The sequence below is a fragment of the Vreelandella piezotolerans genome (genome assembly GCF_012427705.1).
Taxonomy (GTDB): Bacteria; Pseudomonadota; Gammaproteobacteria; order Pseudomonadales; family Halomonadaceae; genus Vreelandella; species Vreelandella piezotolerans.
On the sequence record NZ_CP048602.1, the window covers coordinates 2,500,637 to 2,521,431 of the forward strand.

At 54.6% G+C, this 20,795-nt stretch carries 20 protein-coding genes; all 20 read right to left on the reverse strand.

Translation table 11 applies throughout. The annotated features are described in order from the left end of the window. Positions 1–21: 21 nt before the first annotated feature. The 20 genes from GYM47_RS11465 to GYM47_RS11555 all read right to left on the reverse strand — a co-directional run bounded on the left by GYM47_RS11465 (position 22) and on the right by GYM47_RS11555 (position 20,791). On the reverse strand, positions 22–1,431 hold the full coding sequence (locus GYM47_RS11465) for a hypothetical protein (RefSeq protein ID WP_153842769.1): 1,410 nt from the start codon (positions 1,429–1,431) through the stop codon (positions 22–24). A gap of 54 nt (positions 1,432–1,485) precedes the next feature. Then, complete coding sequence (locus GYM47_RS11470) at positions 1,486–2,154, reverse strand: ABC transporter ATP-binding protein (RefSeq protein ID WP_074210387.1); 669 nt, start codon at positions 2,152–2,154, stop codon at positions 1,486–1,488. Between the two features lie 103 nt (positions 2,155–2,257). Beyond that, positions 2,258–2,608, reverse strand: a complete 351-nt coding sequence (locus GYM47_RS11475) for a four helix bundle protein (RefSeq protein ID WP_153842768.1) — start codon at positions 2,606–2,608, stop codon at positions 2,258–2,260. 70 nt (positions 2,609–2,678) lie between these two features. Continuing rightward, a complete protein-coding gene (locus tag GYM47_RS11480; RefSeq protein ID WP_153842767.1) occupies positions 2,679–4,103 on the reverse strand; it encodes an MBL fold metallo-hydrolase RNA specificity domain-containing protein in 1,425 nt (474 codons plus the stop codon). 196 nt (positions 4,104–4,299) lie between these two features. Continuing rightward, positions 4,300–5,397, reverse strand: a complete 1,098-nt coding sequence (locus tag GYM47_RS11485) for a KpsE/RkpR family capsule polysaccharide export protein (RefSeq protein ID WP_153842766.1) — start codon at positions 5,395–5,397, stop codon at positions 4,300–4,302. Positions 5,398–5,400: 3 nt separating this feature from the next. Then, entirely contained in the window at positions 5,401–6,210 is an 810-nt protein-coding gene (locus GYM47_RS11490) for an ABC transporter permease (protein ID WP_139527018.1), read from the reverse strand. Positions 6,211–6,386: 176 nt separating this feature from the next. Then, positions 6,387–8,120, reverse strand: a complete 1,734-nt coding sequence (locus GYM47_RS11495; RefSeq protein WP_153842765.1) for a polysaccharide biosynthesis/export family protein — start codon at positions 8,118–8,120, stop codon at positions 6,387–6,389. Continuing rightward, on the reverse strand, positions 8,120–8,575 hold the full coding sequence (locus tag GYM47_RS11500; RefSeq protein ID WP_153842764.1) for a DVU3141 family protein: 456 nt from the start codon (positions 8,573–8,575) through the stop codon (positions 8,120–8,122). Before GYM47_RS11500 ends, GYM47_RS11495 begins: the two co-directional genes overlap by 1 nt. 259 nt (positions 8,576–8,834) lie before the next feature. Beyond that, the gene (locus tag GYM47_RS11505; protein WP_153842763.1) at positions 8,835–10,088 is read right to left on the reverse strand and encodes an O-antigen ligase family protein; all 1,254 of its coding nucleotides are present in this window, start codon (positions 10,086–10,088) and stop codon (positions 8,835–8,837) included. A 95-nt stretch (positions 10,089–10,183) separates the two neighbouring features. Next, positions 10,184–11,551 (reverse strand): undecaprenyl-phosphate glucose phosphotransferase, encoded by a 1,368-nt coding sequence (locus tag GYM47_RS11510; protein WP_168444456.1) that lies wholly within the window; start codon positions 11,549–11,551, stop codon positions 10,184–10,186. Positions 11,552–11,605: 54 nt separating this feature from the next. Continuing rightward, positions 11,606–12,694 carry a glycosyltransferase family 4 protein gene (locus GYM47_RS11515; RefSeq protein WP_153842761.1) on the reverse strand — a complete coding sequence of 363 codons (1,089 nt, stop codon included), beginning with the start codon at positions 12,692–12,694 and terminating at the stop codon, positions 11,606–11,608. Then, positions 12,691–13,197: a glycosyltransferase gene (locus tag GYM47_RS11520; RefSeq protein ID WP_153842760.1), complete on the reverse strand. Its 507-nt coding sequence runs from the start codon at positions 13,195–13,197 to the stop codon at positions 12,691–12,693. Before GYM47_RS11520 ends, GYM47_RS11515 begins: the two co-directional genes overlap by 4 nt. Beyond that, complete coding sequence (locus GYM47_RS11525; protein ID WP_139527011.1) at positions 13,194–13,655, reverse strand: glycosyltransferase family protein; 462 nt, start codon at positions 13,653–13,655, stop codon at positions 13,194–13,196. The genes GYM47_RS11520 and GYM47_RS11525 overlap by 4 nt, the downstream gene beginning before the upstream one ends. Continuing rightward, positions 13,652–14,887, reverse strand: a complete 1,236-nt coding sequence (locus GYM47_RS11530; protein ID WP_153842759.1) for an O-antigen ligase family protein — start codon at positions 14,885–14,887, stop codon at positions 13,652–13,654. Before GYM47_RS11530 ends, GYM47_RS11525 begins: the two co-directional genes overlap by 4 nt. Before the next feature lie 41 nt (positions 14,888–14,928). Beyond that, positions 14,929–15,705, reverse strand: coding sequence for a lipopolysaccharide biosynthesis protein (locus GYM47_RS11535; RefSeq protein ID WP_231125572.1), 777 nt, complete (start codon positions 15,703–15,705; stop codon positions 14,929–14,931). 108 nt (positions 15,706–15,813) lie between these two features. Beyond that, positions 15,814–17,133: a UDP-glucose dehydrogenase family protein gene (locus tag GYM47_RS11540; protein WP_153842758.1), complete on the reverse strand. Its 1,320-nt coding sequence runs from the start codon at positions 17,131–17,133 to the stop codon at positions 15,814–15,816. 284 nt (positions 17,134–17,417) lie between these two features. Next, positions 17,418–17,858, reverse strand: a complete 441-nt coding sequence (locus GYM47_RS18515) for a porin (protein ID WP_331250794.1) — start codon at positions 17,856–17,858, stop codon at positions 17,418–17,420. Then, positions 17,852–18,454: a porin gene (locus GYM47_RS18520; RefSeq protein ID WP_331250793.1), complete on the reverse strand. Its 603-nt coding sequence runs from the start codon at positions 18,452–18,454 to the stop codon at positions 17,852–17,854. The genes GYM47_RS18515 and GYM47_RS18520 overlap by 7 nt, the downstream gene beginning before the upstream one ends. A gap of 229 nt (positions 18,455–18,683) precedes the next feature. Further along, positions 18,684–19,763, reverse strand: coding sequence for a porin (locus GYM47_RS11550; RefSeq protein ID WP_153842757.1), 1,080 nt, complete (start codon positions 19,761–19,763; stop codon positions 18,684–18,686). A 263-nt stretch (positions 19,764–20,026) separates the two neighbouring features. Beyond that, a complete protein-coding gene (locus GYM47_RS11555) occupies positions 20,027–20,791 on the reverse strand; it encodes a ProQ/FINO family protein (protein WP_153842756.1) in 765 nt (254 codons plus the stop codon). Positions 20,792–20,795 lie beyond the last annotated feature (4 nt).

The following is a 20,795-nucleotide window of genomic DNA, read 5'->3' on the forward strand; positions in this document are numbered from 1 at the left end:
TTGCAAGATTGCGGGGGATGATTAGCGTTGGCGTTCTTTGCGGAAAGCCTTAGTTTCTCGGTTTAATGCTATCGGTAGCTTCAGCCATCCCACAGGGGAGCCTGCGTTATCCATAATCGCTTGTCCCAAGCGATAAGAAAGGTGCCGCTTCACCTGCTCTGCTTTATGAGCATCTGCATACTGAGAGATAGGCGGTAGCTTTTCCCCTTTGCGGGCCTTCACATCTTTCTGATAAGCAGCATATTCGCGCTTTAGGGCCAGGGGTAGACAGACAAAGTCTTTTACACTGTGACTATTCACCACCACTGCGCCTAACCGGTAGGTGAGTTGGCGCTTGATACGCTGTTCAGCACCGTAATAAGGCCCGCTTTCTGAAACTACTGTGGTTTTTTTTCTAGCTTGGCTATAAAACTTTTCTAACTCTTCCTGAACTACGTGCAACTGCTCTAGCAGCATGCTGTTTTCTTGCTGTAGCTCAGTAGTATCCACAGCCGCAACGGTTGGAGTAGGCGGTGTTTTTTTCAACTCCTCGTTTTCACGCTTTAAAGTAGCGTTCTTAGCGCTTTCTTTTTCCAGTGCCTGCTGCAATTTGGTTAGCGTATTCAGTAGTGCAACGCGCTGCTGCCTAAAGTGTTTCCAAGCATCTTCACTTGCAATGCCACCGTTAACTTCACCTGGCTGAGTGGCACTCGCCTGTAACTCTTCAAAGAGGGAGAGTGCTGGGTGCTTTTCAACCACTTGCTCGCTTAGAAAGCGTTCTAATGGCTCTGGTTCTAAGTATGCGGTCTCTGTCTGCTCACCGCCTTCCAGAGAGTTCAGGACAGCCGTTAATGGGCTGGCCTTAGTGGTTGTCACTAAACCTTCTGTTGGCTTAGCTGAAAGCCCAGGTAGCGCTTTGAGTACCTCTTGAGGCTGGCTAAGGAGCTGCTGAGTGTGAACCAGAAAGCTTCTTTCAGGGTGACGAAGGTAAAAGGCTAACAATGCACCATGATAGGCCGCCCAGTTATTGAGCACCTCAGTTGGGGATATGCTTTCTTTGCGATCTAGTGCATTTTGCAACGCAATGGCAGGATGCTGGTACACCAACAGAAAAGCTGTTTGATCATCTACCTCATGCCACATATTCAGTAAGGGAAGTGTGTTAGATGAGGCCCAGCCCCATACGCCCTTCTGTTGCATATTACCTAGCAGAAAATCCAGAGCTAGGCCTTGCCATACACTACTGGGCGTTAACTGGCTTAACTCGGCCTCGGCTTGCACCTGTTCGATGTTAACGGCGTTATGGGCTTTAAAAAGTGAGGCTTCAATATCGTGAACGCTCATGCCTTCCCTTCTGGAAGGGACTGCCTCTCCCATACCATAGTGTTTCAACAGTGCTTCTACGTCCGTGTACCCCGAAGATGGATGGCCGACAATAGCAATTCTATTCACTGACACATTCCTCTATACCTTGGTATTTATGCAATTTAGATAGCAACGATGAATTTATTTTTTATCCACATCATTGTGGTAAGACTCTATCGCTTCATTAATGTTATCAAACCAAAGCGCTTGCCCGTCCTTGATATAAACGCCTACTTGACATAGCTCTTTGAGAATCCCCTCAGAGTGAGAAACAATAATCAGCGACGATTGCCCAACTTTCGATTTAAATAGGTTTTGCGCTTTTGCTTTAAACGCTCGATCCCCTACCGCCGTAGCTTCATCTGAGATATAAACATCGAAATCAAACGCTAGTGAGAGGCCAAACGAGAGCCTTGAACGCATACCTGATGAATACGTACGTACTGGTTCATTGAACGCTTCACCGATCTCTGCAAAATCTTGCACAAACGCTATTACCCGTTTTACTTCTTCGGGGCCACAGCCTTGTGTTCGCGCTACAAATTTGACGTTTTGGCGGCCTGTCATATTGTTTTGCATGCCGCCTGCTAGCCCTACTGGCCAAGAGACCCGGCTGTGACGTATTACCTCGCCACGCTCTGGTGTATCCATTCCTGCAATAAGGCGCAGTAGTGTTGATTTACCGGCACCGTTGCGGCCAATCAGGCCTACGCTCACCCCGGTGGGTATGGTGAGGTTGATGTCTTTGAGCACCCAGTCGCTGCCGTGGTGGTTGTGGTAGCGCTTGTAGAGGTTCTTTATTTCGATCATTTGGTATTAGTGAATGGTAAGGGGTGAATAGTGAGTGGTAAGGGGTGCATAGTGAGAGGTGAGGAGTGAATTGTGAATGGGGAGTTCATGGGGAGCATAGATTTCACCGATTCTTTAAATGTTTGATTAAGCCGCCTAGCTGGGAAGAAGCTTGGTTAATAGATGCTAGTGCTAACGAAATATCTGGTAAGTAGTTAAGGCGCTGTGCGATGAGCAACTGCGTCTCTAATTCGCTGAGTGAGCCTTGGGAGATGTAGAGAAAACGGATGAACTCTTGTGTGCTGCCCCGAGCGGCACCTTCAGCGATGTTACTGGGAACGGAGACTGCACTGCGCCGCATTTGGCTTGTTAAGCCGAACTTTTCATCATCTGGGAAGGCTTGGGTGAGGGAGTAAACTTGTTCGACAAGATCCATGCTCTGCTGCCAAACCCTCAACTCCTGATGCTTCCTCATCCCACCTCCCCACATCACTCACTACTCGCCATTCACCACTCACTATTCCCTACTCACCACTCACCAAAAACTACTCACCATTCACTACTTTCACCACCTTTCCTTTACGGGTGTACATCGCTTCCAGCTCACGTTTGAGCGCGCTGCGCGCGGTTTGTTCGCCGTGAACTAAATGGATGGTATGGGGCCAGCGGCGCATGCGTTTGACGAAGTTGAGCAGGTCTTTTTGGTCGGCGTGGGCGGAATAGCCACTGATGGAGGTGACGCCTGCTTTGATATCGTATCGCTGGTTGTCGATCTCGACCCAGCCGCCACGCGGGCCGTATTGCTGTATGGCGCGGCCTGGGGTGCCTGCGCCCTGGTAGCCGACGAACAGTACCTGGTGGCGTTCATCGCCCAGCATGGCTTTGAGATAGTTCATGATGCGCCCGCCTGCGCACATGCCGCTGGCGGCGATGACCACCGCTGGGCGGCCTGTGCTGGCCAGGTAGCTGACCGTTCGCTCGTGGGCTTCGTGGCTGTCTACGGTGTAGAGGTTGGCGAAGTTGAGCGGGTGGCGGCCACTGCGCAGGCGGCGCTGGGCTTCATTATCCCAATAGGGTTTCAGCTCTCGATAAACGCTGGTGAAGCGGGCGGCCAGCGGTGAATCGACGATGATTTCCAGCGTTTGCCATAGGCTTCTGGGCAGCCCGCGTTTGGCGTTGCGTTCGGCTTCGTGAATGATGCCTTCCAGTTCGTAGAGCAGCTCCTGAGTACGGCCAATGCTGAAGGCGGGCACCATCACGGTACCGCCGTTGGTGAGCGCTTGCTCGATGGCCTGTTTCAGCGTGGCGCGGCGCTGGCGGCGGTCGGGATGTTGGCGGTCGCCGTAGGTACTTTCGAGTACCAATTGTTCACAGCCATAGGGCGATTGCGGCGCGGGCAGTAGCGGTGCGTAGGGAGCGCCCAGGTCGCCGCTGAATATCACCCGTTCCTTTTCGCCGTTGGGGTGCTGGTGGGCTACTTCCACGTAGCTGGAGCCCAGTATGTGCCCTGCCCGCTTGAGCTTCACGCGGGTGGTGATGCCGCCTGCTTCGGTTTTTTCAAACACGGTGTGCCATTTTCCATAGGGCACACTGATGAGCTGGGAAGCCAACTGCTGCTGGAAGCGCTCGATCAACTGGGTGTTACGGGTGAAACCGATTTTCAGGGCGTCTTCGATCACCAGCGGCAGCAGTTTGGCCGAGGGGATAGAGCAGATGATGGGCCCTTTGAACCCGGCCGCCAGTAGGTAGGGCAAGCGTCCTACGTGGTCGATGTGTACGTGGGTGATGACCAGCGCTTTGACGGTGCTGATATCGAATTCGATCTGGAGCTGCTCAAAGGCGTCTTCTGTTGCGTCTTCGCCTTGGAATAGTCCGCAGTCGATCAGCAGTGAGTGTTCGCTATCGAGGGTGAGCTGGTGGCAACTTCCGGTGACGCCTTTGGCTCCGCCGTGGTGGGTGATGTTGAGCATTGAATTCCTTTTCGTGCTTTCTCTTAGCGGTATGGCATTTTGGCGTTTGGTGGCGTGATCGGGGCGGCTAGCGCCGCCCTTCGCGGGTGCCTCTTTCGCTCGTTGCTCTCGCTCTTTCGTTACGCCGCGCTACGCGGTGGCGGCATCATTCGCCATTCGCCATTCGCCATTCGCCATTCGCCATTCGCCAGCCATCTTAATCGCGGTGGTCTTTAACGATCATGATGAGCATGCTGAGGATGAACGCTAGGAAGATGGTGATAATGGCGAAGACGCTGCTGTTGTAGAGGCGGTTGGGCTCTGTGGGGTATTCCGGCATGAGCGGGCTTTGTAGCACGCTGACCTGTTTGAGCTGTCGGGCGGCTTCTAAGCGGGTGTTTTCAAGTGCGGCCAGGGCGCTGGAGTAGGTCTCTTGGGCGAACTGGGCTTGCAGCTCTAGGGTTTCATATTCTGCCGACACCCGGTTGAGCGAGTTACCGGTGGCCTGCGCTAGGCGGTCGCGCTGCTCGGTGATTTGGTCGCGTAGTGCTGCAATGCTGCGCTCTACTTGGCGCAATTCGGCAGACTGAGAGCTTTGGAAGCTGGCCAGGGCGTTACGCTGGGCTTGTAAGCGGGCTAAATCGCCTTCTAACGTGGCCACGACTTGGTTGATGCTCTCTACCGTGGCGGTGGGCGATACCAGGCCGTATTCGTTCTGGAATTCGAGCAGTTGGGCGCGGGTTTCTTCAAAGCGCTCTTCTAGCCGCACCATTTGCCGTTCCAAGAAATGCACTTGCTCATCGGCTAGTCGATGGCCCATTTCGTTCATGTGGTTTTCGCCGGCCTCTAACAGCAGCGATGCCATGTCGTGGGCGAATTCCGGGGTGTAGCCCTGCACACGAATGTTCAACACCCCTGCGTACTCGTCTAGCTCTACTTCTACCCGGCGCAGGTAGTACTCGTGCAAGTCTTCGATAGGAACGTTGGGGTCGCGCAGCTTCGCAAAGAAATCACCGTGTTCGCTGTAGTGCTGGCGAATACCGAGCTGCTCGTCTAGTAGGCGCAGCATATCCACCGAGAGTAAGTGCTCACGCAATAGCAATAGGTCAGCGGTGTTACCTGACCCGCCCCCCATTAAGGACGACAGGCTAAATTCTGGCGTGGCGACCTGAGGACTTTCGAGCACTACGGTGGCGCGGGAGACGTAGCGATCTTCAGCCCACACAAACCAGTAAAAACTAACGAGCAAGATAGCGATAAAAGCAAATGCCCACTGTGGCGACTGCTTGATAAAACGAGTAAATGATACGTGCATGGGTTATTTAGCCTTTAACCGATCAACGAAACGGAGATGCATCAGCAGTCCCAAAGCGTTTAAAATAAGAGTTATCATCCAAAAGTAAGTCATGCTTGTACCATGGATAACTTGATAATTTTCGAAAAAACCTAACCTCAAAGTTTCTAAGCCATGCGGCATAGGGTTTAACATTAAATACTCAAGCAGCCAATGTGGTAACTGGTTTAATGGAAATATAGCTCCTGAAACAAGCATTAAAGGCAGGGATAGCATACGAATGACCTTACCGACCTCAGGCACCATCGTTGCAGATACTGACGTAACCAGCCCTAGACCCAGGCCAAAAAACCCGAGCGACAGCCAGGCAGCCATTGCTCTAATAGCATTATCAGGATACATATCCAATCCCAGTAGCAGCCCCCCACCAATAAATATGAGGAAAATAAAACTGCGTAATGCGCCTTCTAGAAAATTGCGCACTAATACTGGGTCTATAGGCTGTACTTGGCGATAAGCAAACAATGCACTGTTGGCCTCAATGGCCCCCATACCGCGGATCATTCCTTCTCGCATTAAAAAAAAGCCCATCATTCCTACGATCATCCATGGGATGAACGGCGCGTTTGCAATTAGATTATCGCCACTTACAAAACTGCGAATCCCCACCATGATGGCCACAAGCGCAAAGGGTTCGAAAATCATCCAGAACCAACCCATGCGGTCACCCATCGTGCGGGAAAGCGCTTCCCGCATGAACATGGCGTACCACACGCTGCGGGTGACTTGCCAAGAGGAGCGCGCCCCTTTCGGGGCGCTGTGTGTGTTATTCATGATGCCGTTTCTTTTGAAAAGAGCGTGATGAAATCAGTTGGATGGCGTTATCGCACTGGTCAGTGATATCGCGTTTAGCGGCGGCGTTAGGGCGGCTGGCGCCGCCCTCCGCGGGTGCCTCTTTCGCTCGTTGCTCTCGCTCAGTCGTTACGCCGCGCTACGAGGATATTCACCCCTCACAAATCCACAGCAACGCGGGTGGCGACGGCCACTTGGTAGAGGATTTGCGTGAGCGTGGCGGCTAGCTGCAGGTTGTGGGTGGGGGCTTCGGGCATCACGAGGATTTCATCCCCCGGGCGCAGCGGCGTGTTGCGGGCGTTTTCCACCGCGCCGTTTTGGCGAACCAGCAGGATGTGGTCGTCGTCGGCGCGCTGGGTGAAGCCGCCAGCGCTTTCGATGTAGTCGATCACGCTCATGCCGGGGCGGTATACCGCCGCTTGCGGCACCAGTACTTCACCACTGATGAGGATGGAGTCGCTGATTTCCGGAATGGTGATCACATCGCCATCTTGCAGGCGAATATCCGCAATGCGGTCGTTGTAGGCCACTACCAAGCGGCCACTGGGCTCTAGCTCGCGGGCGCGCTGCACGAAGTTTTGAATCAGCTCGGCTTCTTGGGCACGAATCTGTGCTTCTTCGTTGGTGCTAGATTGGGCGCTGAGATAGGTGGTTTCCAGGCGGCGCAGGCTGTCTTCCATGGATTGCTGTTGCTGCTGCTTCACGCTTTCACGCTGTAGTGAAATGCTTTCCACGGCGGTCATGTTTTCCGGCACGGGGATGGCGTCCAGCAGTTCGCTCAAGCGGGCATCGCGGGGTAGCGCAAAGCGCGAAGGACCATAGTAGCTGCCTTCGATTTCAACCACGATGGTTTCGCTGCGCTGGTCGGCGCTGAACGCCACTTCATCGCCGCTGCGAATGGTCTGGCTATAAAACTCGTTCAGCGGGAAGTATTGCGCCATGGGGCCGTCGGCACGGTCGCCGCGCAGTAACACGTGAGACACGCCGCTTCTTAAACGGGCAAGCTCTACCAGCTCGGCACCGCTTAGCTGGTTACCCACTAGCTCATAGCGGTGCTCCCGGTGAACATCACCCACCACGGCAATGGCCGGGCCGCGCTCTTCCACTACGATGGTGTCGCCATCCTGAAACTGCGGGCGCGCGATGCTGCCGTTGATCAGGAAGTCGTAAAGATCCACCGTGGCCACGGTTTGGTTATTACGCATCACGCGGATTTGGCGATAGCTACCGAGGTCTTGGTCGATACCACCCGCTTGATCGAGGAAGTAGAGTACGGAGTCGTTGGGCGTGCCCGCGTAGCGGCCTGGGTTTTCCACGTAGCCAGTGACGAACACCGCTACCGGCTGCACGCCCTGCACGTTGGTGTACACCTGCACGTTATCGGGGTAGACCGATGTAATGGCACCGCGCACGCGGCTATCCACCTGCTGGCTGTTTTGGCCTTCTACATTCAGCGGGCCGGAGCCTGGGATGAAAATGTTGCCCTGGGCATCCACCGGTAGCACGCGGTCGAACTCGAACGCCCCCCAGGCACGCACGGTGATTTGGTCGCCGGGTTTGACTTGGTAATCGGCATTTAGGCCGTCTCCCATCGCTCCACGAAAGCCACCGGTAAAGAGGTTGGCCCCAAAGGGGGGCAGCGCATCGGGGTTTTGCTGGGGCTGGTTCGCCACCGGGCCATAGGTACCACTACGCCAGTCGGCGCGGGGAGTGTCGTTCACCGGCGGCTCTACCCGCTGCTGGCTGGCCTGATCTTCCGGCAGGATGGTATTGGGTAGGCTTATGCTCTGCGCCCAGCTAACGCTGCTAGCGGCAGTGCCCAACAGGGCCAGTGATAACACCGCTACCGGGCGCGTGAGAGAAAGCCGTTTCATTACGCGTTGCAAGCTCATTAATAGCGCCCTTGTGTGGTTCCTGTGGAATGCATCGTTGGCGAAAGCGACATCGCGCCCTGCTGGCTTTCTGGCAGCAGCATGCGCTGATTTACCCAACCGTTGGGGGTCGCGCAGGTCAGCGCGGTACGGGCAGCACCGCTGCCCTGTTCGATGACCCGCAGTTTGCGGCACTCGCGACCACTGGCGGCCAAATAGGGCGCATCGGCCACGATCTCGACGTTATCGCCCCAGGGGCTTTGTACTAGGTTGAGCACGGCACCGGCAGGCGCTTGTGCGAGAAAGCCGTTGAGGTTTTCATCTTGCAGCGGCTTGGCGGTGTCGTTACCAAGCACGTACTGCACCTGCTGCTGGTTGCCGCTCGGGTAGGTAGCGCAGCCGCTAACGACGGCAACGCTCAAGGCGGCCAACAGCATGCGAGCTGGCCGCGCTATGAAAATGAGGGAGTTTGACATGATGATTTCCAATAAAAAGGCACGCTACCGCCCAGGGATTATAACGGGCGCATTCCCTTGCCCTACGCTGTGCGGATGAAATGTGGTGAACCGGCGCTATCAAAAAAGCACCCAGCATTGTAAGGGATTAACCGCTGGGGCTCTACGTTGACAAGGCTTGTACAGAAAATTAACTCTATTTAGCATGCCGTGCATTAGGCGGCGTACAATAAAAAAATCGGCTCGAAGGCCGATTTTTTTATATCGTTAAAACAATTCGTTAGTCTTCTTTAATACGCTGAGAGTAGATACCCCATAGCACCGCAAGCATAAAGGCGTACATCATGACGCCACTGTTGTGCTCCATGAAGACCTGCGTTAGTCCAAAATCCATGAACGTGACGGGGAGCAGCACCCCGGCGGTAGCCACGGCCCGCGTGGTTAGGTGGCTGGCTTGTAAGTGCCGAGCAAACAGGCGCATGGGCACAAGATAGAGCGCCAGCAGCGCGACTAAGCCCAGCAATCCTCGCTTGGCAAACGCGTCGATAAACTCGTTATGGGCGTGCCCGTATCGGGCGGCTTCGGCGCTGATCACGCCTGCCTCACCAAAGTCGGCCATCGCATCGGCATAGCCGTTGCTGCCCCAACCCATGAGAGGTTTTTCTTGAATGAGCAAGGTAGCACCGCGCCACATCTCGAACCGCGAGCCTACCGAGGTGGAGCGGTTTTCACCGGAAACGTACAGCGCCACATCGTTAAAGGCTTGGTGTACACGCGCTTGCACCCCCATCTGCGGTACGGCATACACCGTTAACCCGCCTACCAAGACGGCAGACATGGCCGCTACCTTCCATGACGTAGAGAGCTGTGTTCCGTAGGCCCGGTAGAGCACTAACAGTACGATAGGAAAGCCTACCCACCCGCCACGGCTGCCCGAGAACAGTGAACCCAGTACACCGCCTGCCGCGCCTGCTAGCAGCAGGGCTACCCACACGCCACGATGGCGCTGCACCACGGCCCACCCAAACCCGGCCATGCATAAAACGCCTAGCAACATGCTGAGATTGCCAAACTGAATCACGTGCGTGTGGCCCTGGGCACGCCCCACACCTTCGACTAATTTTTGCCAGCCGCCCCAAGTGCCTGCGCTGATGGCGCCCAGCGCTATGCCGCCCCATACATAGACGAGCTTGGGCGGATAGCGCAGTACCCACAACAAGGCAGGAATGGCCAAAATGAAGCGGCTTGGCTTATCGAACCCTCGGCTGCCTTGGCCATCCCACCAGGCTTCCAGCATGCACACCAACGCGTACGCCACCAGCGCCGCAATGACCCAGCCGTCTTGCTTGCTCAATACGGGAACGCGACGAGTGAGGATCAGCCCCATACCAGCGAAGAGTAGTATGACGGCACCGATGGAGTAACCACTGGGGATGGCCAGGCTCACCGCCGTGAGCAAGAAAACCGCCACACCCGTCAACTGATGAGGAAGCTCGCTGGTGCTACGGGTAGTAGCGTGGGGAGGGAACGTCATTGAAATACCGGTCCTGGCAACGAAGAAGCACGTTAGTCAGGCAAGTGCCTGAAAAGTGCCATGTTACCACACCCCACTAATGCTCTGTTGGGCGACTAATAGGCGTTTTTGTTGATGAACCCTTTGAAAACGGTGAGCACGATGATCTTCAAATCCAGCCAAAGCGACCAGTTGTCGATATACCACAGGTCGAACTCGACCCGCCGCTGCATTTTTTGCACGGTATCGGTCTCGCCTCGCAAACCATTGACCTGCGCCCAGCCGGTAATGCCCGGCTTCACTTTGTGGCGGCGCATGTAAGACTCCACCAGCTCTTTGTACTGCTCGTTATGGGCCAGTGCGTGCGGGCGTGGCCCCACGATGGACATTCTTCCTTGTAGCACGTTGTAAAATTGCGGCAGTTCATCCAGCGACGTGCGCCTTAAAAAGGCACCAATGGGCGTGATGCGGCTATCGTTCTTTTTGGCTTGGGTCACTTTACCGGCCTCTTCTTGGTGAACGTGCATCGAGCGAAACTTATAGACTTTGAAGCGACGCCCGTTTGAGCCCTCCCGGTGCTGCTTGAACAGAACCGGCCCTGGTGAGGTGAGCTTGATGGCCAGCGCTATGCCCAAGCATACCGGCAGGATCATGATCGAGATGAGCGAACCGATAATGATGTCTTCACTGCGTTTCACGAAGCGCGACATGCCGCTCATGGGCGATACGCTCAAATCGATCGCGTAATGCCCTGCCACTTCACTCATGCGATGATTGAGCAGGTGCATATCTTCGAACGCCGGAATGAAGCGCACTTCTGCCGTGTGGTTGCGCAGGGCAAAAAACAGCGACCGCACGATTTGGCCCATCTCGAACGGCACGCAAATCCATACCTCGCGGGCATTCGAGCGGCTAATACGCCGCACGATGCGCTTGATACACTCGTCGTTGACCTGCCCTTTGATTCGCTCTACCCCGGCAATGGTGTGCCCTTCCCAAGCGGCACTACGAATGCCTTCCGCCACACTCAATACGTTACTGGCCGGCCCGATCAAAAACACCGGACGCCGCGCGCCACCTCTTAGCCGAACGTGCTGCAAGGCAAGCTGCACTAGCAAACGCGCCCCACCCGCCACCGAAAACGAGATGACCAGCGTGAAGCCAATCCAGAGCCGGGAGTAGCGGCTGGCGGAGTGAGAAAAGTAAATGAGCGACGCGGCGGTAATGCCTACCGCTATCCACACCAGCAGCAATTTGCCTAGCATCTGCCCGACGGGCGTTATCCGCCAGCGACGGTAGCTGCCGGACATACTGTTGATTACCAACACCAGAAGGCCAATACAGATCAAGGCCAGCACGTACCGTTCGTGCAGGTGGAGCGACCCAAATCTCAGCCAGTGCGCTAACCATCCGCCTGCAAAAATGGCGAGCACGTCAAAAAAGGGAAAAACCACCTGGGGCGGAAAACGCTCTGAAAAAGTCATGGTTTTTGGCTTACCCATTGCAGCCACCCGTTTCGAGTCCATTCATCGACATGTTCATTCGCTTTTCTGCTGATTCAAAATATCGTTCACGCCCTGGGTGAAGACCCGCTGATCGCTAAACCGATGACGCACGCTTTGGGCATGCTCACTCAATGCTGCCCGCACCGCTTCGGGCTGGGCATGAAAGGTCTCGATGGCCGCGACCAGCTCGTCCACGCCTCCTTCATAAAAATAGCCGTTCTTGCCCTCTTGCAGGTACTCCTTGGCGGCGTGTAGCTGGGCGTTGGCAATGACGGGAACACCACAGGCGAGCGCCTCGACAGCCACCAAACCAAAGCTCTCTCTCGTCGAGGGAAATACGAAAACGGAAAAGTCGGCCAACACCTTTGGCAACTGCTCCCTGGGCATGGCACCTTTGAAAGTGGTGATGTCCGCCACGCCGAGCTGCTGCGCCATTTTTTCCAGGGCGGCTCGCTGGGTGCCATCGCCCACCAGCACCAACCGTTTGTTAGGCATCGATAGCTTGGCAAACGCTTCTAGTAACGTTCGACAGTTCTTACCCGACTCCAGGCGGGATACACAACCCACGATGAAGGCATCATTAGGCGTTGTACCGTGGGCTCGCGCTGGTGCTGCAAAGTGTTCTCCCACGCTATCGGGGTAGACTTTGATGATACGCGACAGTGGCACGTTCAAACGGGTGTTGATTTCGTGGCGAAAGTGCTCAGAGGGTGCGACGCAGAGGTCTACGCTATCTTTCAAACGATCAAACAGGCGGCGAAACAGCCTAGAGCTGGCAATTTGCGTAAGATCCGTTCCGTGAAAACGCAATACGAGATAAAAGTGCTTGGGTTTAATCAACGCCACCAAGTAAAGCAGCGGTAGAAAGTAGACGGGATAATGCACCTCGAGCAGCGTACCGATTGGCTTGTTGCGTAGCGACAGCGCGCAGCGCGTTAGCAAATCGGCGTATAGCGTGATTTTACTGAGCTTGCTGGTGGGCTTTTCTCGAATGGCCACCAACGCTACGTTATCGCTGCCCAATGTTTGCCGCCAAGCCTGCTCGGTCGCTTTGACGAAGGTGCCATAGTGCGGGGCCGCTTTGGTGGGGTAGAGATTCGTCCATAGCAACAGGCGGGTCATGAGGCGCGCCCTTTCACACCAAGGTGTTCGGCGATACGCCGTCCTAGCGTGTTGTTTTGTGGAGTTTGTTCGAGCGGCTCGGCATCCGTTGGTGCGCTGAGCAACGCATCGAGGGCGTTGAAGAGCGCTGGGGCGTCGTCGCAGAAGGCCAGCGATGGGTATTGGCCCGTAAACGCTCGCGCGGTATCCCGCTGGTGGTCGTTGCGGTGTTCGCCCAGCGCGTATTGACGGGGCATGAACACACCGCGCTTACCGTGTTCCAGACAGGACAAAATGCTGCCCATCCCGGCGTGAGAAACGATACCCTGCGCTTGGCAAAACCAGTGGTAATACTCGTCACTCGATAGCGTTTTGACGATCTGCATATCGGGGTGAGCAAAGTGACTCTCTTCGCCAACTTGCGCAACGATGTCGCCTGAGTAGCCGCTTCGTTCACGCCAATCGGCCACGTTGTTCAGCAAGCGATCGAAAGGGAGCTGAGTGCCAACGGTGATGAAGATCATAAAACTTTCCCCCAGTAGCTCACCCGTTTGTCGCTGGCTGCCAGATGTTCCCACTGGGTCAAGCATACGTCACAGAAGTAGCGCGCCAGCTTGCCGGAAAATGAGAGCTGCTGGTAATTGGCCATGCTATCCACCCAGATGGCTTTCTTGCCACTCATTTTGGCGAGAAAACAGAGCAGTAAGCCTGGCAGTGCGCCGGTGGATACCACGACATCGGGCTTGGCCGCTTTCAACACGCCATAGGACTGGCGCAGCGCCGAGAGTAGCGCTTTGATACCGCTCCCTCTGTGAATGTTCGGGCAACAATGGGCGCGTCTGCCATCGACCGTTAGGCCTGGTTCCGTACTGGCAAAGCTGAACTCGACGCTATTGGGTTCGATCTCTTGGACAAGCTGTCCGTATAGGCGCTTGAGTTGTATGAAATGGCCACCAAACGAGCCTACCAATAAAATGTTCACGCTTCCTCCTTGAAGGTCGGCAACCTTGTTTTGAGTCGATAGAGGTAGCCGATCAATAGCGCTGTCGCGCTAGAGGCAATACCTGAGTTCACCACGTGGCCCGCTGTGAGGCTGACGCCGATGATGGTGATGATGAGTAGCCCAAAGCTAATGCCATATCTTGGCTGCTGTTTGAGTAGCTGTACGGACCATACCGCTCCTAACAGCCATGGCAAGTAGAACAGCACCCCGCCCATCACGCCAAAGGTAATGAATACATCGACCACATCTATCTCTACGAGCGAGCCACGAACGGCCAAGAGATGGTCGACGCCCACGCCGAACAGCACATCCCAGAATCCAAATGGCACGACGATCAATTCGATGGCCTCACCCAAGAACGAGAGCCGCCCACTCAATAACGCCCCCCAAAAGCCGCCGTGTAGCGTGTAGAGGAAAAGCATTCGATCCCAAAGCCCTGTCGACTGTATGAAGGGGTACCCGAACACCACGACGGCTGCTCCGCCCACTAACGCGATTAGGTACACCGTGGGGAGACGACTTACTTTAAAGTAACCGTTGTGTATCAATGCAAATACGAACACCAGACAGATGCCCAGCATGGCGACCTTGGTGGCTTTCATTAGAAAAAACAGCAGGAATACGCTAAACACGAACGCAAGACACGCAGCACCCCGCGTTTCGGCCAAGCGAAAGAGCACGATACTGGCCGATGCGAGCATCAAATAGCTCATTTCATTGCCTGCGATGATGAAGCCTTTACCGCCAATACCCCCCGCGTATTGAGACTCTCCGACCCCCAGTACGCCCAGCGTGACGTTCACCGACATGACGAAGAAGTACAGGAACATCAAGCCTGCCAGTTTTTTCAGGCTCCAAAAACTGGTGGCTTGTTTTGCCTCGCCCATCAAATAAAACAGGAGCACTAACGTCAGCAGTCCCCTGACGGCCCAGGTAATGCTTTCGACGGCCTGCCCGTAGCTTACCGACTGATAGAACACACATAGGGCCATCAGCGCGGCACAAATCAGCGCGTATAAAAACTGCTTTACGTGGTAGATCATTAGCACGCCCAATAGCGCCACGAACCCTAGCGTTTTATAGGGGGCAGAAATACTCGGCCATGCCATGTCCTGATAGTAGAGATAGCCGTTTAGCGTATCGACGACGGGCCATACCATGAGAAAACACAGCAGCAGCAAGTCGACACACCGTTTTAGTTTCATATCCATCACTGGCTCCGGCGGGCAATGAGTGCGTTAACGCCCTCTCATTACTGGGCACGCCGATAAGCAGCCGCCACTTGTTTGACGAATACGCTAAATACGGCGGCTAAAGGAGCCAATAGCAGTGCCACCAATACACCGAACGCTAAAATAAAGGAGCTACCTATACCCACCGGTTCGAGGCTTTGTACGGCAAGCTGGGTGGCGTCGCCAGGGTTGATACTCTCGATACGACGTTCGAGCTGCAGCATTTTCTCGAAAAACGAGGCTTCCAATTCGCGGGCGTTGTCGCTGTTGGACGCTTGCGCTGCCTCAAGCGCCTGGGAGTACGCCTCCTGCTGTGCATTCAGCCCTGCCGTCAATCGCTCCACTAGCTGCTCTTGGTCTTGCTGGATAGACGTGACTATCCCCTCGTGGAACCGCTCGATCATTGGCTGATGCACCGCCTGGGATTCGCTCATGATACGCAGCAGCAGCGTATTTCTCGGATTCGTCACGTCGATGTCGAACGGTATTCCTTCCACACTTTCGTCTTCCAATAGCTGCCTGCGCTGCTGTTCGATGAAGACGTTTTCAAGTTTTGCGATGACCTCTTCTGGCGTTTCGAGACCTTCCCTTTCGCCCTCCAGGGTTTCATAGGAGGCCACCGCGTACATGGTGGCAAAGCCATATTTGACGGGTTTCAGCCAAAGCGCCGCCAGCGTCAGCAGCATGACACACGTGACGCAGGCCAGCATGACCTTCCACTGTTTTAGTAGAAGCGTAACAAAGCTAACCAGCGTCATATCCTCTGGTATTTGCTTCTGGCTTTTTCTAGTTTCCATTCCATAGTTTTCTTTCATTATAGCCCTCCATTTACCGCCATGCGGTTATGTCCCTGGCTGCATTCAACCCCTCTCCCTAATTAAATGTATTTATTTTGCTATTATTATTTATCGCCCAACGCCGTAGTACGTAATTCCTTTTTTCACCATGCGCTTCGGGTCGAACAAGTTACGACCGTCAACAATCACCGGTTGAGACAGCGTTGCTTTGATTAAATTAAAATCTGGCGCTTTAAAAGATTGCCAGTCTGTGACGATCACTAAGGCGTCGGCGCCTTTCAGTGCACCTTCTTTCGTGCCACATAAGGTCAGGTCATCACGGTGGCCATAAATTCGCTGGGCTTCTTCCATTGCCTCCGGGTCGTACGCTTGGACTTTGGCACCCGCTTGCCATAGAGACTCCATCACGACACGGCTGGGCGCTTCACGCATGTCATCGGTATTTGGCTTGAAGGCAAGCCCCCATAGCGCAATGACTTTTCCCTCTAGCGCGCCGCCGAAGTGACGATATATTTTTTCGAATAGGGTGTTTTTTTGAAGCTGGTTACGCTCTTCGACCGCTTTGAGCACTTTGGCATCGAAATCAATGCCCTCGGCTGTCCGTATTAGCGCTTGCACGTCTTTTGGAAAGCAGGAGCCGCCATAGCCTGCGCCCGGATAAATAAAATGGTAACCAATGCGAGGATCGCTCCCGATACCTTGACGAACCATTTCAATGTCGGCATTCAAACGCTCGGCGAGATTCGCCATTTCGTTCATGAAGCTGATTTTCGTCGCCAACATGCAGTTCGCTGCGTACTTCGTCAGCTCGGCACTGCGCACGTCCATGGTGATGATTTTGTCATGATTACGGTTAAACGGCGCGTAGAGCTCACGCATGATATCGATGGTGGCAGCGTTAGTGGTGCCGATAATGATGCGGTCAGGCTTTTTGCAATCGGCTACCGCGCTACCCTCTTTCAGGAATTCGGGGTTGGAGACCACATCGAACGATAGGTTCGCTGATCGGTTGGCCAATACCTGCTCCACCACGGCAGTGACTTTATCGGCTGTGCCGACGGGTACCGTGGATTTATTGACGATGACCACTGGTGTTTCGATATGCGTCGCGATGGTTTCGGCCACCTTCAACACGTATTGCAAATCGGCACTGCCATCCTCGTCTGGGGGGGTGCCAACGGCGATGAACTGCACCTCTCCGTGCTTGACGCCTTTCTCCGCCTGGGTCGTGAAGGTCAGCCTGCCCGCTGTATAGTTCTCTTTGACGAGCGCTTCGAGCCCTGGCTCATAGATAGGAATGATGCCCTGTTCAAGACGCGCTACTTTCTCGGCATCGACATCCACGCAAACGACGTTGTGACCCACGTCCGCAAGAACGGCTCCTTGCACCAGCCCTACATAGCCTGTTCCAAACACGGTTACGTTCATACTTTCCCTATCAGCTCACCTAGTTCGTTAATGAACACAGCCGGACACGGTCTTTTCAACATCGGCTGGCAGCGATAAACGCTGGCTATCATACCGTTTATCGGCAGCGCTGTAATGCTATGCCGAACTCAGCAGCGGTGCCGTTTGATTCTGGTTCAACAGCGCAAGGCTAGCCAGATGAAAAACCTCATATCGATGTATAAAAAACGCCTCCATGTTATGCATGGAGGCGCTTGGTTCGTTCTTATCGACATCATTACCGACATCGAGAACGCATGTTTGCATTAAAAATGGTAACGGGCCCCGGTAAGCCAATACGCGTCTTTCAAGCCACCACGCTGAGCAAGCCCTGGTGTGTCGCTATCTGCCAGCTCGACAAAGACGTCGAAGGCACTGGATAGCTTGTAATAGCTACCCGCTGCCCAGGCGTTGCTGTTGCCCTGGTCGTCTCGGTTGATACGGTAGTAATCGGCCGTGAATGCCCACGGCCCCGTCACATACGTCGTGCCTAGCCCCACCGTTTCATAGCCGCCGCCATATTGGGTGTTCTGCCCCTGCCATTCGGCACCTAACCTTGCGCTTATGCTATCCGTGGCTTGGTAGCTCCCCATCACACCGTAAAGCATCTCACCGTTACCACCACCACGAACCACATCTTCAACGGCGCCCACCCCTACCCTCAGCGGGCCATGCTGATAGTGAACTCCGCCTTGGGCGGCTAGCACACACTCCCTTCACGGCGCTGCTCGGCATCGGTCAAACCCCGCTCACTGTAATGCTTGACCTGCAAAAAGGTGGTGAAGCCATTGAGTGTTGGCGTGTAATAACCGATGGCGTCGCCACGCGACTGTAAGCCTGTAGAACTGAACTCCAACCCTCGGTCCAGGTAAACATCGAACGGCGCAGAGACAAACTGGTAGTAAAGGCTATCAAAGTTACCGGCCTGCACTGTTCCATAGCGCTCGCTTTTTAGCCCAAGATAGCTTTGACGAATCTCATTAAAGCCTTGCTCGGTATTGCGCTCGTCACCCGTGAAGCGCCACTCCAAACGCCCAAAGGCGCTGACATCGTTGCTTATTCGTTGGCTCAATCGAAAACCGAGCCGGGAGTACACGTCGACGAACTCTGCGCTGTCACTGACTTTTTGGCCTGCCGAATCGACGCCTGGTCCTCCGCCAGCCACGCCCATGGCGAGACGCCCGTAGATATCGAACTGCGTGCCCTCCTCATCATAGAGCGTCGCTGCATTGACGCTTGTGCCCACTCCCCCTAGCGCCATTGCGACTGCCGTTACCACTACTGCTTTAACAGACCGTTTCATCGGTTTCCCTTGCGGTTAATTGTGACGTTTGGTGCTTTGTATTGCTCACACAAACTAAAGCAACGTTATATTGTAACAATTAAGCCCAGTAATGAGAAGTTATCTCAATATGAATCCCGAGTGAAGGAGATACCTGACCTTTCTATCGCTACAAAAAAACCGGCCCTCAAAGGGGCCGGTTCATTAACTACTACAGGGGTTACAACATCAAGCTTGGTTTGACCCAGGCTTAGAAGTGGTAACGAGCGCCTGTCAGGTAGTAAATGTCGTCGCCGTCAGCGCGCTCAACGTTAACAGGACCTTCGCTGCCACCGATGGTGACGTCGATGGACTGCTGGTCACGCTGGTTCAGCTCCAGGAACACGTCGAAGTTGCTGGAGACTTTGTAGTAAGTACCCAGGGCCCATGCAGTACGGTCGTCTGCATCAGCACCGTCTTCGCTTACGTCGTATACGTCAGCAGTGAATGCCCAAGGGCCAGTGGCGTAAGTACCACCCAGACCAACGATGTCGTAGCCGTTACCGAAACCTTCATCGCTGTGCTCACGACCTTCGTAGCCCAGACGAACAGAGAACTGATCGTTTACAGCGTAAGAACCTACTACACCACCCAGCATCTCGCCGTTACCGCCGCCACGTACGACGTCTTCAACGAAGCCCAGACCTACAGTGATCGGACCTTGCTGGTAACGAACACCACCTTGCGGTGCCACTACGTTGCCTTCTTCACGAACCGGCTCAAGCTCGCCACGCTCGCTGTAGTGTTTCAGCTGCAGGAACGCAGTGAAGCCTTGCAGGTCAGGCGTGTAGTAACCGATAGAGTCGCCGCGGGACTGTTTCGGGTGACCAACGAACTCTAGGCCACGATCGATGTAGACGTCGAACGGCAGAGATACGAACTGGTTGTAGAAGCTGTCGAAGTTACCGGCCTGGATAGTACCATACTGGTTGCTTTGCAGACCGATGTAGCTCTGACGAACTTCGTTGAAGCCAGAGTTGCCGTTACCGCTCGGGCCAGTGCGCTCGTCACCGGTGAAGCGCCACTCGACACGACCGAAAGCGGTCAGGTCGGAAGTCACTTCCTGGCTCATGCGCAGACCCAGACGAGAGTAAACGTCTACGAACTCTTCGCTGTTGTCGATTTTCTGGCCGTCAGAGTTGTACTCTGCGCCGCCACCGGCGATACCCATGGCGATACGGCCATAGACGTCCAGTTTGGTGCCGTCTTGGTCATAAACGGTAGCTGCTTGTGCTGCAGCGGAGGCGCCCAGGGCACCAACAATAGCAGTCGCTAAAAGTGTCTTTTTCATGATGTAGGTTCCTTAACTAGCTTACTGTTTCGATCGTTATTACTGGCCTTCGAAGAAGCCAGTAAGTGGCTTGCGGGCCATGCTCTTTTTCTCATCCGCCGGTTTTTCCCGGAGGTATGCGACATGTCCTCAACAAAGCCTTGTTATAGTCCAATGCTCGCAGGTCAAACTCTATACCGGGATTCCAGGGAACGCAATAGAAAAAAACAGTGTTTTTTTACGATTTGTGTTTTTTTATGGAACCCCGCCCAAGGACTCAGGTCTCAGCGCCCTTCGAATTTTTGCTGCAGGCCTTTGAGCTTCTCTTCCATGGTAAGCGGTTTTTTCTGTTCAGTTTTTTCTGGAACGGGCGTTCTCGCGGGGAGCTTTTCATCGTTTGACGATGAGTTACTCGCGGCTGGCTGCGTTTTATTCGTGCGACTTTTCGTGGGTGGTGCCGGACGTTCCGCTCGGTTTTTCGTGGGCGTTTCTTGTCGCCGCTCATTGGCATGTTTCGCGGCTTCTTTGTCTACCTTGCCTGCAGGCTGGCCATCTAAATCGACACGCTCTGCTCCTTCACGCATGGATTTGATATAACGCGGCAAATTGACGTAGTTGGCCAGCGCCCGACGGATCAATTTACTCGGCCAAGGCTCGCGCTCGGCCAAATCCTGGTGAATCCCCACTTTCAAGGGTTTGGTGTGCCCTTTGAAGAAGGCATGTGGGTAACGCTGATACCACTGCTTCAATAACGCTTGCGGCGAGGGTTGCGTGACGGCTTCTGGCGCATCTGGCGCATCTGGCGTTGCTGGCTCCCTGACCGCCGCTGGCACGTGCTCGGGTACTTCGTTCGGCACTTCTTCTCCCGCCGCGACATCGGTCTCGTGTTCAGCGGGCGATGCCGTAGGCTCCCCTGAGGCGCGAGTCGATAGCGCGGCTAGCTGCTGTTTCAACTGCTGATTCTCTTCGCGCAGCGCAATGAGTTCGGCCTTGTTTTGTTCGAGCCGTGTTTCTAACGTTTCTAGTAGATGCAGTACGCTGGCGGCCATAACC